The 13,706-nt window shown below is 64.2% G+C and carries 12 protein-coding genes; 4 read left to right on the plus strand and 8 right to left on the minus strand.

Annotation, left to right across the window (positions count from 1 at the left end; genetic code table 11):
* Positions 1 to 36 precede the first annotated feature (36 nt).
* From argA to CK501_RS00980, 3 genes are read right to left on the minus strand one after another with little or no spacing between them, the layout of a single operon-like run.
* The gene (gene argA / locus CK501_RS00970; RefSeq protein WP_095615858.1) at positions 37 to 1,344 is read right to left on the minus strand and encodes an amino-acid N-acetyltransferase; all 1,308 of its coding nucleotides are present in this window, start codon (positions 1,342 to 1,344) and stop codon (positions 37 to 39) included.
* Complete coding sequence (argE, locus tag CK501_RS00975) at positions 1,341 to 2,510, minus strand: acetylornithine deacetylase (protein WP_095615859.1); 1,170 nt, start codon at positions 2,508 to 2,510, stop codon at positions 1,341 to 1,343. The genes argA and argE overlap by 4 nt, the downstream gene beginning before the upstream one ends.
* Before the next feature lies 1 nt (position 2,511).
* Positions 2,512 to 3,882 carry a hypothetical protein gene (locus CK501_RS00980; RefSeq protein ID WP_095615860.1) on the minus strand — a complete coding sequence of 457 codons (1,371 nt, stop codon included), beginning with the start codon at positions 3,880 to 3,882 and terminating at the stop codon, positions 2,512 to 2,514.
* A gap of 181 nt (positions 3,883 to 4,063) precedes the next feature.
* Between CK501_RS00980 and CK501_RS00985 the strand changes: the two genes are divergently transcribed.
* Positions 4,064 to 4,516 (plus strand): PilZ domain-containing protein, encoded by a 453-nt coding sequence (locus CK501_RS00985; RefSeq protein WP_095615861.1) that lies wholly within the window; start codon positions 4,064 to 4,066, stop codon positions 4,514 to 4,516.
* Here the strand turns inward: CK501_RS00985 and argB are convergent.
* From argB to coaBC, 4 genes are all read right to left on the minus strand, one after another.
* Complete coding sequence (argB, locus tag CK501_RS00990) at positions 4,503 to 5,399, minus strand: acetylglutamate kinase (RefSeq protein ID WP_095615862.1); 897 nt, start codon at positions 5,397 to 5,399, stop codon at positions 4,503 to 4,505. The genes CK501_RS00985 and argB overlap by 14 nt on opposite strands.
* Before the next feature lie 23 nt (positions 5,400 to 5,422).
* On the minus strand, positions 5,423 to 8,014 hold the full coding sequence (locus CK501_RS17140) for a phosphomannomutase/phosphoglucomutase (RefSeq protein ID WP_095615863.1): 2,592 nt from the start codon (positions 8,012 to 8,014) through the stop codon (positions 5,423 to 5,425).
* Between the two features lie 68 nt (positions 8,015 to 8,082).
* Positions 8,083 to 8,544, minus strand: a complete 462-nt coding sequence (dut, locus tag CK501_RS01000) for a dUTP diphosphatase (protein ID WP_095615864.1) — start codon at positions 8,542 to 8,544, stop codon at positions 8,083 to 8,085.
* Between the two features lie 18 nt (positions 8,545 to 8,562).
* Complete coding sequence (coaBC, locus tag CK501_RS01005; RefSeq protein ID WP_095615865.1) at positions 8,563 to 9,774, minus strand: bifunctional phosphopantothenoylcysteine decarboxylase/phosphopantothenate--cysteine ligase CoaBC; 1,212 nt, start codon at positions 9,772 to 9,774, stop codon at positions 8,563 to 8,565.
* 145 nt (positions 9,775 to 9,919) lie between these two features.
* On the opposite strand from coaBC, the gene radC reads away from it, so the two are divergent.
* From radC to rpmG, 3 genes are all read left to right on the plus strand, one after another.
* Positions 9,920 to 10,594: a RadC family protein gene (gene radC / locus CK501_RS01010; protein ID WP_095615866.1), complete on the plus strand. Its 675-nt coding sequence runs from the start codon at positions 9,920 to 9,922 to the stop codon at positions 10,592 to 10,594.
* Between the two features lie 163 nt (positions 10,595 to 10,757).
* Positions 10,758 to 10,994: a 50S ribosomal protein L28 gene (rpmB, locus tag CK501_RS01015; protein ID WP_077529634.1), complete on the plus strand. Its 237-nt coding sequence runs from the start codon at positions 10,758 to 10,760 to the stop codon at positions 10,992 to 10,994.
* A 10-nt stretch (positions 10,995 to 11,004) separates the two neighbouring features.
* Positions 11,005 to 11,160: a 50S ribosomal protein L33 gene (gene rpmG, locus CK501_RS01020; RefSeq protein WP_077529635.1), complete on the plus strand. Its 156-nt coding sequence runs from the start codon at positions 11,005 to 11,007 to the stop codon at positions 11,158 to 11,160.
* A 41-nt stretch (positions 11,161 to 11,201) separates the two neighbouring features.
* On the opposite strand, the gene CK501_RS01025 is transcribed toward rpmG, so the two are convergent.
* Positions 11,202 to 13,607, minus strand: coding sequence for an EAL domain-containing protein (locus CK501_RS01025; protein WP_158223006.1), 2,406 nt, complete (start codon positions 13,605 to 13,607; stop codon positions 11,202 to 11,204).
* Between the last annotated feature and the right edge of the window lie 99 nt (positions 13,608 to 13,706).

The raw sequence follows: 13,706 nt of genomic DNA on the forward strand, positions 1-13,706 counted from the left end.
ACCATTACGGGTTTCCGTGTCGCGGTAATCCGCAGGTCAGAGTTGCTTCACGAAAATCCGGGAATTGCGACCTGCGTCATAGTCACGGCGCTTTTCCGGTGGCAGGGCATCCGCTCCAACAAGCTCAAAACCGCGCTCCGCAAACCAGTGGGAGGTCTGTGTGGTCAGGACGAACAGTTCGCCCAGCCCTTCCGCCCGGGCATGGCGTTCGGCCATGGCAAGCAGGCGATCGCCGCGCCCGCCCCCCTGGTAGTCCGGGCTCACGGCAAAGCACGCCAGCTCCATCATGGCACTGGATGGATAGGGGTAGAGGGCAGCGCAGCCAACCACCCGGCCGTCGCGCTCGTCCACCAGGAAACGGTCAACCTCGGTCTCGATCAGGTCCCGGGGGCGACTGACGAGGATCCCCCTGGCCTCGAGCGGCTGGATCAGGTCCTGGATGCCGTTGATGTCCTCGGGCGTTGCGAAGCGGATGTGCTCGTAATCGTCGTCAGTTACCAGGGTACCGAGACCGTCAAGGGTGAACAGTTCCTCCAGCAGGGCACCTTCACGCCCATAGCTGATGATGTGCGCACGGCGGACATTGCGGTCGCAGGCATTGGCCGCGGCATCGAGCGCGGCCGCGTCATCCTCGCCCAGATGGCCTTCGCCGAGCAGCTCCCGGGCCCGGGCAACGCTGATTTCCCGCATGAGCTCACCGCTGGCATCCGGGATGCCACTGCGACCACTGAACAGGATGAGCTTATCCGCCTCCAGTGCCGCCGCAGCTTCCCCGGCAACCTCCTCGTGGGAGAGGTTGAAGGCATCACCGGTGGCGGAGTAGCCCAGCGGCGGCAGCAGGACCACCTGCCCCAGCGACAGCTGCTCACGGATACTGGTGGCGTCCACCCGGCGTACCCGCCCGGTGTAGCCGTGATCCACGCCCCCGACCACGCCAATGGGGCGGGCGGTCAGCCAGTTGCCGCTGGCCACCCGGATCTGGGCCCCGTGCATGGGGGAGTTGGCCACCCCCATGGAAAGGTGGCTTTCCAGCAACGCCCGGACCCGGCCAACCGCCTCAAGTACCAGCGGCAGCTGGGTTTCCGTGGTCACGCGCAGGCGCCCCTGGTAGCCGGAGGTCTCGCCCGCCTCATCCAGGCGCTCGCGGATCTGCGGCCGCGCGCCGAAAGCCACCACCAGCCGCACGCCCAGACTCGCCAGCAGGGCGATGTCATGGATGATGGTGGTCAGGTTCGGATGCGCCAGCGCGTCACCACCCAGGGTGATGACCACCACCCGGCCACGATGGGCATTGATGTAGGGCGCGGAATGGCGGAACCAGTACAGCCAGTCTTGATCACTCACCCTGGATTTCCTCCCTTGGCGCAGCATTGTTCGATCAAACCGGTCAGTATAGTCACCATGGGCTCGATCTGGGAGGGGGCCAGGAATTCATCCGGCTGGTGGGCCTGGTCAATGGAGCCCGGCCCCAGCACCAGGGTCTCCATGCCCAGCTGCTGCAGAAAGGGCGCTTCGGTGGCGAAGGCAACGCCTTCCGCCGCATGCCCTGTGAGACGTTCGCAGATCCCCACCAGCCGGGTGGTTTCCGGTTCCTCAAACGGGGGGACCCCGTCAAACAGGGGTTCAAACGTGCAGGTGAGGCCCCGCTTCTCCGCCACCGGCCCCACCCGCTCCAGGATGCTCCGGCGGAGGGCCTGGGGATCCATCCCCGGCAGCGGGCGCAGGTCGAAGTGAAGCTCGCATTCCGCGCAGATGCGGTTGGGGTTGTCGCCACCATGGATATGGCCGGGGTTCAGGGTCGGGTAGTCCACCCGGAATCCGGGATGGCGATGACTCCTCTGCAGCTCATCCCGGTACGCCAGAATGCGCGTGAGCGCCTCATTCATCCCTTCCAGGGCATTGCGCCCCAGCGCGGGGTTGGAGGAATGGCCGGACTGCCCCCGGAACACGAGCCGTTCCATCATGATGCCCTTGTGCATGCGCACCGGCCGCAGCTCCGTGGGCTCGCCGATCACCGCATGCCGTGCCTTCGGGCGACCGGCTTCAATCAGCGCCCGGGCCCCGCCCATGGCGCTCTCCTCATCCGCCGTGGCCAGGATCACCAGCGGTTCCGCCATCTCCTGCCCGCGCGTCCGCCAGGCCGCCTCCAGCGCCAGGGCGAAGAAGCCCTTCATGTCGCAGGTGCCGAGGCCGTACCAGCGGTCATCACGCTCGGTAAGCGCGAAGGGGTCACTCTGCCAGCGCTGGTCATCAAAGGGCACAGTGTCCGTATGCCCGGAGAGCACCAGTCCGCCCGGCCCTTCACCCCGTGTGGCGATCAGGTTGAATTTGCCCGGTGCTCCGGGTACAGGCATGGTCTCCACCCGGAAATCCAGCTCCCCCAGCCACTGGGCCAGGCGGGTGATCACCGCTTCATTGCTGCGGTCCCACTCCGGGCTCACGCTGCTGATGGAGGGCAAGGCAACCAGCTCGCCAAGCATGCCCCGGATGTCCGGAATCGGCCGCTGCATATCAATCCTCCCGAGAGTCGGATGCCGGCGGAATCGGCTGTATCTTCCCGAGCTCCGGGTTCAGGAAGTCCTCCAGACCCGGCCCGCTGTCGCCATCGGATATGGGCCGGCCCATGTCATCGGCACGCCGCCAGACCTCAAACCGCTCAACGTCTGTTACCGGGAAGGGCGCCACCACGGATCCGCCCTCCAGGGTCCGCCGTATATGCAGCTGCCCCTCCTCCAGGGCCACAAGCTGCCCTTCCACCTTCCGGCCCGAGGCCAGCCTGAGGCGTACACGGCGGTCGATCCAGGCACCGGCGCGCTCTGTGTCGGATTCGCGGAAGGCTGGCTCCGGGGCCGGTTCCTCCATCTGCACCAGCGGTGCGCGCTCTGTCTCTTCCGGCGGGTCGCTGGGTTCGCTCAGGTGGAACCCGATATCATCCAGCTCGCGGTTGTTATGGACAACCTGCAGCCCCGTTGTCTCACGCCACTGCGCCGCCGAAAGCCCGCTCTCCGGCCAGTTGTCGCCAGCCAGCGCCCAGTTGAAAGTCAGTTCGCCCCCCTCAAGGAGCCATTGCCGGTAGAGTTCCGTCGTGGCGTCGGTTGGCGCCAGGCCCTGGCCGGTCATGGCCTGGCTCCAGTGACTGGAGGCGCGGCGGACCCATTCCCCGACCGGCTCGTCCTCCGCCGCTGCACAGAAGGAGGACAGGCGCCGCATCAACCCCGCATCCCGGACAATCAGTTCCGCTTTCCGCGGCAGGGCCGGTACGCCACGCCCGCCCGAAACCACCGGCAATTTCAGATCCTGCGCCTGCCAGGCCAGGGAAAGACTTCCGAGACGACCGGCATCCATTTCCGCCCGGTAACGGTATTCGCCCGAACCACTCCCCATGTCCTGGAGCTCGATGTCTCCGCTGATCCGGTCCACGCCCATGCGCAGGAGATCCGCGGGCGTCAGCGCCGGCTGCTCACCACAGCCGTGGAAGTGCAGGGGGTGGCGTTTCAGGGAAAGCGCCCGGCGACTGCGGGCCCAGGGCCGGAAAAGATCCGGTTCAACCACCAGTTCCAGGTCATCCACATGGAGTTGCCACCGGGAAGGCTGTTCGCCCCCGACAAGCCAGGCCGGCAGCGCCAGCAGCCCGGGCGCTTCCAGGGTGACCTGCCTGGCGCGTACCGGCCGGGTGATGTCGAACCAGTGCCACCGCACCCCCTGGAGCGTCACACGGCCATCCCAGGTTGGGCGGACCGCATCCCAGTGGAGGTTGCCCCAGGGGCTGACGGCATCCTCCAGTTCCGACGCGGCTGTCCGTGCGCCGTACCAGAGCGTGGTGTAATAGGCGCCTGCGGCCAGGAACAGCAGAATCACGAGGGCGCCGAAGATTCGTTTCATGGTTGACCATCCGGGGTCATGGCGTGGCAGAACGTGCTGATCATCGTATCGTACCTGATCCATTGTCGATAATGCGGCAACCGTCGCACAAACCGGCCCTCTACTGAGGCAAAAATTATGGAATTCACTATAGTAGGGGCAGGAGACAGATGATAACTGTCACCGCTGATCAGGAGGCGCCATGAACGCGCACCACCACCCGGGCCGGACTTTCATCCGGCATCCCATCGACATGCCGATTGACGTGAAGCCGCGCGAAGGTGAGCACTACCACGAAGAGCTGCGCAATCTCAGCCTCGGCGGGGTTGCCTTCTCCTCCCGGCAGCCATGGCGCAGGGGCACGCCGATACGCATCACCATCAGCTGCTGCACACCCGCTGCCAGCATGGACGGCCATATCGCCTGGTGCGAGGCCTGTGGGGATCACTATGAGGTGGGTGTGGCATTCGAGGACAACGCGGACGCCTACCGGATGCGGCTGGTGGAGCAGGCCTGCCATATCCAGCAGTACCGCCTGGATCAGGTGGTCCACAACGGGCGTTACCTGACCCTGGACCAGGCCGCCGCGGAATGGATCCAGCAGTACGCCCCCTACTTCGCACCACTGGACAAGGAAGCCTTCAACTCCGCGTGATCAGGGTGCCCACGCCCTCGTCCGTGAAGATCTCCAGCAGCGTGGCATGGGCCACACGCCCATCGATGATGTGGGCGGAAGTCACCCCGCCTTTGACGGCATCCAGCGCACACTGGATCTTGGGCAGCATACCGCCCTGGATGGTGCCGTCCGCGATCAGCTCATCCACCCGTTCAGCGGTGAGCCCGGTCAGCACATTGCCCTCTCTGTCCTGGAGCCCCGCCACGTTGGTCAGGAGAATGAGCTTCTCCGCCTGCAGCGCCTCGGCCACGTGACCGGCCACGGAGTCGGCATTGATGTTGTAGGCCTTGCCGTCATCACCCACGCCAATGGGCGCGATCACCGGAATCACGTCACTGGCGGTGAGCATGTTGATGACCTCGGTATTCACGGACACCACCTCGCCCACATGCCCGATGTCGACGATCTCCGAGCGGGTGACCTCCGGGGAGGGATCCCGGACTTCCAGCTGCCGTGCCCGGATCAGGCTGGCGTCCTTGCCGGTCAGGCCGATCGCACGCCCACCGTGCTGGTTCATCAGTGACACGATCTCCTTGTTCACCCGGCCACCCAGCACCATCTCGACCACGTCCATGGTCTCGCTGTCGGTTACGCGCATACCGTTGATGAACTCGGAATGGATCTCCAGCCGTTCCAGAAGCTCCCCGATCTGGGGACCACCGCCGTGGACGATGATGGGATTCATGCCCACCAGCTTCATCAGGACGATGTCCCTCGCGAAGCTGTTCTTGAGCTCTTCGTTCTCCATGGCATTGCCACCGTACTTGATGACGATGGTCCTGCCGGTAAAGCGCTGGATGTAGGGCAGCCCCTTGCTGAGTACCGAGGCCACCTGCATGGCTGTGTCACGATCCATGGTCATGGAATGCTCTGTCTCCTGAATGCTCAGAACGGAATCTGCAGTGACGGCTCCGCCTTGCCGAGCTGTTCCCGGAACACACCCTTGATGCGCTCCAGCGCCTCAACGTTCTGCGCTTCGAAACGCAGCACCAGGTTGGGCGTGGTGTTGGAGGCACGGCACAGCCCCCAGCCATCCGGGTAGTCCACCCGCAGGCCGTCAATGTCGGTAATGCTCGCCTCGCCGAAATCACCGCCGCTGGCAAGGCGCTCGATCAGTGCGAACTTGTCGTCATCGGAAACCGCCAGGTTGATCTCGGGGGTGCTTTCATCCTCGGGGAATTCCTCGAAGATGGCGTCCGCCTCGCGGTCCTCGATCCCAAGAATCTCCAGAAGGCGGGCCGCGGCGTAGAGGCCGTCATCAAACCCGTACCAGCGCTCGCGGAAAAAGATGTGCCCGCTCATCTCACCCGCCAGCAGCGCGCCCATCTCCCTCATCTTGCCCTTGATCCAGGAGTGACCGGTCTTCCACATAACCGGACGGCCGCCGTACTCGTTCACCACGCTGGCCAGACGACGCGAGCATTTGACGTCATAGATGATGTCAGCACCCGGGTTGCGCGAAACCACATCCCGCGCGAACAGCATCAGGAGGCGGTCCGGCCAGATGATCTTGCCGCTGTTGGTGACCACGCCCAGGCGGTCACCATCGCCGTCAAAGGCAATGCCCAGGTCCGCACCTTCCTTCTTCACGGTCTGGATCAGGGACTCGAGATTCTCCGGCTTGCCCGGGTCCGGGTGGTGATTGGGGAAATCACCATCCACGTCGCAGTACAGGGGTGTCACCTCGCAGCCGAGCTCGCGGATCAGCTCAGGGCCGAGTTCACCGGCCACACCGTTACCGGCATCGACCACCACCCGCAGCGGCGCGGCCACGGCAATGTCGCCGACGATGGTATCGATGTAGGCCTTGCGCACATCACGCTCACTGCGCTGGCCCTGCCCCTCCTCCAGCTGATGGTTTCGGATCCGGGTCAGCAGGGCCTGGATGGCATCCCCCGCCAGGGTGTCGCCACCGAGCATCATCTTGAGGCCGTTGTACTCCGGGGGGTTGTGACTGCCGGTGATCATCACACCGGAGCCGGTCTCCAGGTGGTGGGTGGCAAAATACAGAACCGGTGTCGGCACCCGGCCGATACTGATCACATCCACGCCCGTAGCCAGAATGCCACGCGTCAGCGCCTCGGCCAGATCCGGGCTGGAATGGCGCCCATCGTAGCCCACGCAGATGCTCTGCTGCTGGCGGCTGAGGGCCTCGCTGCCGATGGCCCGGCCGATGGTCTCAACAATCTCCGGGGTCAGGCTGTCGCCCACCACACCCCGGATGTCATAGGCCCGGAAGATGGAATCCGGGACATCCACTGTTACCGCCGCCGTTTCCTCAAGCCCCATGCTGCCTCCGCTGCTGTCACTGTCTCCGAGTCCGAGCACGTCCTCGTCACCGTCGAGCATGTCAATGTCGAGCGCATCATCCCCGAACAGCGGCTCGCTGTCACTATCGGATTCCCCTGCGGCCTCGGCCGCAGGGGCCGTTGCGGCGTCGCCCGGTGCGGCTTTCCTGGTGCCGGCACTGCCCGTGCTGGCGGATGCCGAGGGGCGCTCCCGTGCCAGCCGCTGCAGGGTCTCGGCCAGAGCCCGCGCGGCAGGGATGCGCAGCTCCGGCGGCTTCGCCCGGTCACCCGCGAACGCTTTCTGGGCCCACTGGCTCAGGCCGGACACATCCTGCCGGAGCTGTTTCTGGAGCTGACCGAAGACCAGCCACAGGCCCGCCAGGATGACCACCGCGACGACAGCCAGCATGCCCCATAGCGCCGTCGGCGCGACCAGTTGCGGTGTTCCGGAGGTGGGCACATAGCGCACCGACCAGCCACTGACCGCCAGATCCCGGGCAACCCCTTCACCCTGGCCGCCTCCGCGGGCAAAGACCGGCACATCACGCCCGTCCACCCGCTGACTGAGTACGACGCGGCCTTCCAGAACCCCGGCCACCGAGAGCACTGGATCCATCACCGAATCATCAAAGATCACCAGAAGGCTGCCACCACTGGTGCCGCCAACCGGCGCCGCGATCTGCACAAACCAGCGGCCGTCCCGCTGGAAGGCATCCATCCGCGTATCGCCTTCACGCTCGGCCTGACGTGCCAGATCAATACTGGCGAAGCCCAGCTCCCAGCTGCGGTCCTCGGGCTGGCTGACATCCCCGGGTTCAAACAGGAAAACGGCTTCCGCGGCGGGCAGGGTATCCTGGAGGATCCGTGCCGCATCCTCCCTGTCATCACTGCCGCTGGCAGCGGCCCGGATGGATTCCTGGGCCGCGAAGGAGGCAACCACGTCGTGCAGGTAATTCAGGTGCTGGTCAAAGCGCGCCTTGAGCACATCCGCCTGCTCCCGGGTGTTGTTCTGCTGCACCTTCTGCTCAGCCGGCGCGACCAGGAAGAAGCTGATCAGCACGCCCGCCAGGGCCAGCCCGGCCACAGCCAGCAGCGACTGCAACACCGGCACCCGGGATAGGGGAAAGGAACGGGCATCGGCTGATTCGGATTCCGGCCCTGAAGCGGCCTTTCTGAGTCGGAATTTCATGGTGTCATCCTTGGGTCTGGGAGGGCTCTGGAGGCCAGTATAGATGCCTGCCCGATGATTGCATCCTACTACTGGCCACCGGTGGAACCGAAACCACCCTCGCCACGTTCGGAGGCACTGAATGTCTCGACCACCCGGAAATCGGCCTGCACCACGGGCACCACCACGAACTGTGCGATACGGTCACCGGGCTCGATGGTGAAGGTGCTATGGCCCCGGTTCCAGCAGGAGACCATGAGCTCACCCTGATAGTCCGAGTCGATCAGCCCTACCAGATTCCCCAGCACAATGCCGTGCTTGTGGCCCAGGCCCGAGCGCGGCAGGATCATGCCCGCCAGGCCCGGGTCGGCAATGTGCACGGCCATACCCGTGGGCAGCAGCTCGGTCTGACCCGGTTCCAGCGTCAGCGATGCCTGAAGGCAGGCCCGCAGGTCCAGGCCGGCGGATCCCCCCGTGGCGTAGTCGGGCATGGGGATGCTGTCGCCCAGACGCTCATCAAGGATCCGGAGTTCTATGGATTGGTTCGCCATGGCAGGCAGGTGCTCCTCTCAGGATTGGGGTAAGCGGTTGCTCTGGTGTGACCGGAAAAGGCGGATCAGATCCCGGGCCAGTTCGCGTTTCGGGCGTGCCTCGAACCGCTCGCTGCCGTCCGCCCAGAACACCTCAACCGCATTGCTGTCACTGTTGAAGCCGAGACCGGGCGTGGAGACGTCATTGGCCACGATCAGGTCCAGCCCCTTGCGGGTGAGCTTGTCGCGGGCGTACTCGGCCACGTTGCGGGTCTCGGCGGCAAAGCCGATGGTCAGCGGCCGCTGTTCCGCGCGCGCCGCCACCCCGGCCAGGATATCCGGGTTTTCCGCCAGTTCGATCACTGGGGCCTCGGTACCAGCCTTTTTCTTCATCTTCTGGTCGGCCACCGCCACAGGGCGGTAATCCGCCACAGCGGCCGTGGCAATGAACCAGTCCGTGCCAGCCGCAACCGCCTGGTCCACTGCCGTCTTCATTTCCTGGGCGGACGTCACATCAAGACGCGTGACGCCCATCGGCGTGGGCTGCTCAACCGGGCCGGCAACCAGGGTCACGTCCGCCCCCTGCTGCGCGGCCGCCTCCGCCAGGGCAAAGCCCATGCGGCCGGAACTGTGGTTGGAGATATAGCGGACCGGATCCAGCGCCTCGCGCGTGGGGCCAGCAGTAATCACAACCCGGAGCCCCGCCAGCGGCTGCTCCTGCAGGGCCGCCACCTCCTGCACCAGCACCGCCGGCTCCAGCATACGCCCCGGCCCGGTGTCGCCACAGGCCTGATCCCCGGCTTCCGGCCCCCAGAGCCGGAACTGGGGATCCTCCGCGAGCAGGCTCCGGTTGCGCTGGGTGCGGGCATTGCGCCACATCGCCTGGTTCATGGCCGGAGCCAGCGCAATGGGGGCTTCCGTGGCAAGGCAGACGGTTGTAAGAAGGTCGTCCGCCAACCCACAGGCCAGTTTCGCCATGATGTCCGCCGAGGCGGGCGCCACCAGCACCAGCTCTGCCCACTTCGCCAGCTCGATGTGGCCCATGCCGGCTTCCGCGTCCGGATCCAGCAGGTTCTCGCGCACCGGGTGGCCGCTCAGGGCCTGGAAAGTGAGCGGCTGCACGAAGGCGTGCGCGCCCGCGGTCATCACCACCTGCACCTCGTGCCCCTGGCGGCGCAGCTCACGCACCAGCTCTGCGCTCTTGTAGGCGGCGATGCCACCGGTTACGCCTAGAAGAATCCGTTTGCCCACTGTCGCCTCTGGGTGCTGTTTTGCCGTCAAAGATACCAGATCCCGGGGCGGTATTGGCAGCGGGAAGTGGTGACGCTAGACTCAGGGCTCACCGCCTGGAGGGCGGTGCTCTGAAGGATCAGGAACCATCAGCGAAGGAGCCGCCATGTCACTGAAAGATCTCCCTGTTACCGAACGCCCGCGGGAAAAGCTGCTGCACCTGGGCCCGGACAGCCTCACGGATGCGGAACTTCTGGCCATTTTCCTGCGCACGGGCAGCGCCGGCCGCCCGGTCATGACCCTCGCCCGCGAGTTGCTCAGCAGCTTCGGCAGTCTGCGTTCACTCACCGGCGCCTCGGCGGAACGCTTCTGCCAGACGCCCGGCCTGGGCACTGCCAAGTTCGCCCAGCTCCAGGCCGCGCTGACCATGGCCCAGCGGGTCATGGAGTCCCCGGTTACCAGCGGCGAACCCCTTACCTCACCGGCCGCAACCCGGACCTACCTGAAATCGAAACTGGTGACCCGCCACCACGAGGTGTTCGCCTGCCTGTTCCTGGATACCCGCCATCGGGTGATCCGTTATGAGGAGCTTTTCAACGGCACCATCGACGGCGCGGCCGTCTACCCCAGGGAAGTGGTCCGTCGGGCACTGGAGACCAACGCCGCCGCGGTGATACTGGCGCACAACCATCCTTCCGGTGTCGCCGAGCCCAGCAGCGCGGACGTGAACCTCACGGAACGCCTGCGTTCCGCGCTGGGCCTGATCGATGTACGGGTTCTGGATCACATGATTGTGGGGCATAATGAGGTCACCTCGATGGCGGAAACCGGGCACCTCTGAGAACGAAAATCTTTGCGTCAACCGGCCTTTTCTGGTATAAAACCGGCCTTTTCCGGGAGCGTCAGGCGCGAGCCGTCAGCGGGTGCAACGAAGGCTGCGGGGCACCACCGGGCGCGGGATTCGATTTCAATCATTATGACCAACGCTCAGTTGGAGGCCGAATATGTCCAGAGTCTGTCAGGTGACCGGTAAGCGCACGGCCACCGGTAACAACGTTTCACACGCCATGAACCATCGCAAGCGGCGGTTCCTGCCCAATCTGCAGACCCACCGTTTCTGGGTGGAAAGCGAGAAGCGCTTCGTAAAACTGCGCGTCTCCACCAAGGGTCTGCGCACCATCGACAAGAAGGGTATCGAAACGGTCCTGCAAGACCTGCGTGCCCGCGGCGAGAAGGTCTGAGGAGAACATCATGCGCGAGAAGATCAAACTGGCTTCCAGTGCCGGCACCGGTCATTTCTACACCACGACCAAGAACAAGCGGAACACTCCGGACAAGATCGAGATCAAAAAGTACGATCCGGTTGTCCGCAAGCACGTTCCGTACAAGGAAACCAAGCTCAAGTAAGCGGGTTTCCGACTGCCCCACCAACGGTGGGGCATTGCCCTCTAGCTCTCCGTATCCTCCAGAACCGCGGCATGATGCAGGAACGCCTGTCGTATCTGGCTCCGCAACTGCTCATCGTCCCAGGGTTTGGTCAGGAACTTGTAGATCGCCCCTCGATTGACCGCATCGGTCACGGAATCCAGATCGGTATAGCCTGAAAGGACTATGCGGATGGTGTCCGGATAGAGCTCCTTGACGCGACTCAGGAAATCAGTCCCCGTCATCTCCGGCATGCGCTGATCCGACAGCACCACCTGGAACTCATACAGGGCCAGCAGGTTCAACGCCTCCTGCGCCGACGTAACCGTATGGATCTCATACCCATCCCGCCTCAGGAGCCGTTTGAGCGATTTGAGGATGTTGGGCTCGTCATCGAGGATCAACAGTCGCCGGCTGGCCTGATTGCCCGATTCACGCCCGTGTACCTCGGCGAACGCCGCCCGGGTCTCAGCGCTCAGCTCATGGGTTCGCAGCTGCTCAAAGGGCATGGGTGGCCCGGGCAGAAAGCCCTGCACCAGATCGCAGTGATTGCGGAGCAGGAATGCCAGCTGGTAGCGGTCCTCCACCCCCTCTCCCACTACCTGCAGGTTCAGCTTGTGGGCAAGCGCGATGACCCCCCGCGTGATCGCGGCATCGGCACTGTCCGAGACAACATCCCGGATAAAGGAGCGATCGATCTTGATCCTCGAGGCCGGGACCTTCTTGAGGTAGTTCAGGCTCGAAAAACCGGCACCGAAGTCGTCAATCATCAGGCCGACCCCAAGGGTACGGATCTCATCAAGCGCCCTGCGCACCGGCTCGTCAAACGACAGGAAAGTCGACTCAACAAGCTCCAGGTTCAGGCAGGCGGGTTCAAGACCGGTACTTTCCAGTACGCTCTTGACCGAGGAAACCACATCACCCCGCACAAAATGGTTGGGCGAGATGTTCACGGAGACCCACAGTATCCGTCCGGTTTCCTCCATCAGCCGGTTCAGATCGGTACAGGCCTGCCGGAGCACCCAGTCCGTAACCTCAACCATGAGGCCACCGGTTTCGATCGCCTGGAGAAAGTCGGCCGGGGACAGCATGCCCTGCTCCGGATGGTGCCAGCGCAGCAGAGCCTCGATGCCGACGATCTCCTGGCTTCGGACCTCCACAACCGGCTGATAATAGAGCTCGAACTGCTGCTCGCTCAAAGCGTGCTGCAGCTGGTTGTGGAGCTTGAGCGTCCACTCCACCTCTTCAGCGAGCAGAATGCTGTACCAGCGGTAGCCACCACCGCCACACTGTTTGGAGTTCCGAAGCGCCAGACTCGCGTGGCTCATCAACTCATCGGCGCCCTCGACATTCTCGCCAGTCCACGCGATACCGGCACTGGCGGTCACAAACAGCTCCTGCCCCTCCAGACGGAAGGGAATGGCCAGCACCGAAACCACGGAATCCACCAGCGAGCTCACGTCGTGGCTCCCCAGAACGTCGGTCTGGAGAATGGCGAACTCATCCGCGCTCAGGCGTGCCAGCAGGTCACTGCGCCCAAGCAGTGGCGTCACACGGTCCACCACAGCCTTGAGCAGCTGATCAGCAGCCCCGGCCCCGAAAGTAGCGTTAATCGCCTTGAAGTTATCAATATTGAACAGCGTCAGTGCCACGGCGTGCCGGTGATGCCCGGATTCCTCGCATGCCTGGCCGACACGGCTCCTGAACTGCTCAAAATTGGGAAGCCCGGTCAGGCCGTCATAACTCGTGCGATAGGCCAGTGCCGACTCCGCATCCATGCGCGCGGACACATCATTGATGACCCCGATATAATGGGTGATCTGACCGCCATTCTCACGCACCGGTGAAACCTGGAGCTCGTTCGAGAAGCGTGAGCCATCCCTGCGGTAGTTGCGCATCTGCACAAGCGCCGGCTTGCCGGCCCGGATGGCCATCCGCACCTGGTCCACCCCGGGCTGCTTGCGATCACTGCCCTGAAGAAAACGGCAGTTACAGCCGTGGACCTCCTCCGGCTCATACCCGGTAATCCGGGAAAAGGCCTGGTTGACATGAACGATGGGCATGTCATCGGCGCGAGCATCCACAATGACGATGCCGTTGGCACTGGCTTCAACACAGGCCTTGAACAGGGTGGAATGCTGCCAGAGCCGGATTTCATTGAGCAGCTGCGCCAGTACCCGCACCAGAAGTTCATCATCACTGCCCGGCTCCGGAAGGCACCGCAGGTTGAAGCGCCCGTCCAGACGTTCCGGGAGTTCACTGGCGCCAATAACCAGGAAAGCGGTTGCCTGGTGTTCCGCAACCACCTGGTCCGTCAGGATACTGGGAGATCCAGCCGGATCACCCCCGTTCTCCCCCAGGACCACAAGATCAACCCCTCCATCATCGAGAAGCCCTATCAGCGACTCCCGACTCAGTGCTGATGTCATCTCTGGGCCGGGGAAACCGGCAAGCGAACAGGCTCTGGCAAGGCGATCGGCTTCAGAGCCTTCAAGGCCCCAGAGCAGCAGGCGGGGGAACGACGCGGC

Origin of the sequence: Halovibrio salipaludis, from assembly GCF_002286965.1 — a bacterium.
In the GTDB taxonomy this organism is placed as follows: Bacteria; Pseudomonadota; Gammaproteobacteria; order Pseudomonadales; family Oleiphilaceae; genus Halospina; species Halospina salipaludis.

What these genes read in the sequence shown, in the direction of transcription:
- argE (WP_095615859.1), bottom strand. Translation starts at nt 2,510, where the DNA reads ATGCAGCGGCCGATTCCGGACATCCGGGGCATGCTTGGCGAGCTGGTT.
- CK501_RS00980 (WP_095615860.1), bottom strand. Translation starts at nt 3,882, where the DNA reads ATGAAACGAATCTTCGGCGCCCTCGTGATTCTGCTGTTCCTGGCCGCA.
- CK501_RS00985 (WP_095615861.1), top strand. Translation starts at nt 4,064, where the DNA reads ATGAACGCGCACCACCACCCGGGCCGGACTTTCATCCGGCATCCCATC.
- argB (WP_095615862.1), bottom strand. Translation starts at nt 5,399, where the DNA reads ATGACCATGGATCGTGACACAGCCATGCAGGTGGCCTCGGTACTCAGC.
- CK501_RS17140 (WP_095615863.1), bottom strand. Translation starts at nt 8,014, where the DNA reads ATGAAATTCCGACTCAGAAAGGCCGCTTCAGGGCCGGAATCCGAATCA.
- dut (WP_095615864.1), bottom strand. Translation starts at nt 8,544, where the DNA reads ATGGCGAACCAATCCATAGAACTCCGGATCCTTGATGAGCGTCTGGGC.
- radC (WP_095615866.1), top strand. Translation starts at nt 9,920, where the DNA reads ATGTCACTGAAAGATCTCCCTGTTACCGAACGCCCGCGGGAAAAGCTG.
- rpmB (WP_077529634.1), top strand. Translation starts at nt 10,758, where the DNA reads ATGTCCAGAGTCTGTCAGGTGACCGGTAAGCGCACGGCCACCGGTAAC.
- rpmG (WP_077529635.1), top strand. Translation starts at nt 11,005, where the DNA reads ATGCGCGAGAAGATCAAACTGGCTTCCAGTGCCGGCACCGGTCATTTC.
- CK501_RS01025 (WP_158223006.1), bottom strand. Translation starts at nt 13,607, where the DNA reads ATGACATCAGCACTGAGTCGGGAGTCGCTGATAGGGCTTCTCGATGAT.